The sequence below is a fragment of the Streptomyces sp. NPDC059679 genome (assembly GCF_042734105.1).
In the GTDB taxonomy this organism is placed as follows: Bacteria; Actinomycetota; Actinomycetes; order Streptomycetales; family Streptomycetaceae; genus Streptomyces.
The window spans coordinates 1-2281 of sequence record NZ_JBHWES010000183.1 but is presented as its reverse complement, the minus strand read 5'-3'; the positions used below and the strand labels follow the sequence as shown (position 1 = coordinate 2281).

The window sequence follows — 2281 nt, the reverse complement described above, 5'->3', positions numbered from 1 at the left end:
CGCGCCTGGATACATCCCCAACGCGATAAGAACGTCACGGAAGTTGAGGCCCAGCGCCCGCAGGCCGACACGGACCTGGCCCGCGGCCAGCGGCGTCGTAACACGGGGCTCCGGCAGCAGGGAAAGGCTGTCGAGCGTGCCAACACCGGTAGTACCCACCCCCAACCGCCACTCGCCCGCTTCGGGGATCTGCAAGGTCCGCTTACCGGCAGGAACGAGCCGCGGCACGGACAGCGTGGTACCTCGGACCGCGACCTGCGGCTCATCGGCGGCCAATACGGCAGGCAGAACCGACCCCATATCGACGTCGGCAGCGAGATCGAGCAGGACGATCCGGTCCGGGTTCTCGGCCTGGGCCGCCCGAACCAGACCCCACACCGCAGCACCAGCAGGATCGGCGACATTTCCCTCACCACCGACCGGAACCGCACCCCGTGTGACCACCACCAGCCGGGACTCCGCCAGACCCGCAGCAGCGAACCACGCCTGAACGATCTCCAGCACCCTGACGGTCAGGGCAAGCGCGTCGTGCTCGCCGTCACCGCCAACAGCCTCAAGAACCGCTACCGCAGGAACCACCGCGGCATCTGCCAGATCCGTCACGTCCTCGGCCGAAGCCACCAGCGCCCACGGCGGCAGAGGTTCGGCGCTCGAAGCAGGCGCGGGCAGTTCGCTCCAGTCCACCTCGAACAGCGCGTCGCGACCGTCATCAGTCGCCATCCGATCCAACTGCTCCACGTCCACCGCCCGGGCAACCAGCGACTCCAGGCTCAGCACCGGACCGCCGGCCCCGTCGGCCGCCTGCAACGACACCGCGTCCGGCCCGGACGGCACCGTCCGCACCCGCAGCTCCGAGGCACCCGCGGCATGCAGGCGCAGCCCGTTCCAGGCGAACGGCACACGCATATCCACCCCGGCATCGGCCGGCCGGACGAGCCCGCTCTGCAAGGCAGCGTCGAGCAACGCCGGGTGCAACCCGAAGCGGCTCGCCTCACCATGCTGCTCGTCCGGCAGAGCAACCTCGGCGAACACCTCCTCGCCCCGCCGCCACACCCCACGCAAACCCTGAAACGCCGGACCGTACACATAGCCGCGGCCCGCCATCTCCTCATAGAACCCGACCGCATCGAACGACACCCGCTCCGCACCGACCGGCGGCCACACCGTGAAATCGAAACCATCAGCAGGGACAGCAGCCGCCGTCAAAGTGCCGGCAGCGTGCCGGGTCCAACCATCGATACCGGTGCCGCGACCGTCGTCATCACGAGCCGAGTACACGGCCACCGAACGCGCGCCGTTCTCCTCAGGGCCGCCCACCGCGACCTGAACGCGCATACTCCCTTGAGCGGGTACGACAAGCGGCGTCTCAATGACCAATTCCTCCAACGTGCCGCAGCCCACCTCGTCACCCGCACGCACCACCAACTCCACCAAAGCAGTGCCAGGGACAAGCACGACACCGCCCACAGCGTGATCCGCAAGCCACGGATGCGTACGAAGCGACAACCGCGACGTACACAACACACCGCTCGTCTCCGGCACCGGAACCACCGCACCCAGCAACGGATGATCAGCCCCCGACAAGCCGAGCGAGGCGACATCGTTGGCGGTACCCGCCAGCTCCATCCAGTAGTTCTTGTGATCGAAGGCGTATGTCGGAAGGTCGACGCGGCGGGCATCGGCTCCGGCCGCGAGGACGCCGCTCCAGTCGACGTGGATGCCTCGGACGAAGAGGTCGGCCATCGAAGTGAACAGGCGGCGCGGACCTCCCTCGTGACGGCGCAGGGAGCCGGTCACGACGGCCTCTGTCTCGGCGCCGGCCACGACCTCGCTGATCGGCTGGACCAGGACGGGGTGGGCGCTGGACTCCACGAACACGGTGTGGCCGTCGGCCAGCAGGTCAGCGATCGCGGGGCCGAAGCGGACCTGGCTGCGCAGGTTGCGGTACCAGTAGCTGCCGTCCAGGGCACCCGCCTCGCGGATCCACTCGCCGGTGGCAGTGGAGAGGAATGGCACGGTAGGAGCTTGGCTGCGGATGTCGGCGAATGCCTCGTTCAGGATCTCCTGGACAGCCCCGACGTGCCGGGAGTGCGAGGCGTAGTCGATCGCGATGCGGCGTACGCGGACGCCCTGGTCCTCCAAAGTCTCGATGGCTTCGTCGAGGGCTTCGGTGTCAGCGGTGATGGCCACCGAGGACGGACTGTTGACCGCCCCGATCTCAACCCGACCATCCCACTCCCGTAGCCGAGCAACCACCTCCTCCTCCGACAACCCCACCGAC

General features: G+C 68.3%; 1 protein-coding gene. It reads right to left on the bottom strand.

Going from position 1 to position 2281, the window contains the following annotated elements:
• A partial coding sequence (locus ACFV2X_RS55515) for an acyltransferase domain-containing protein (protein WP_385631947.1) occupies window positions 1–2256 on the bottom strand: 2256 nt, incomplete at its 3' end.
• Between the last annotated feature and the right edge of the window lie 25 nt (window positions 2257–2281).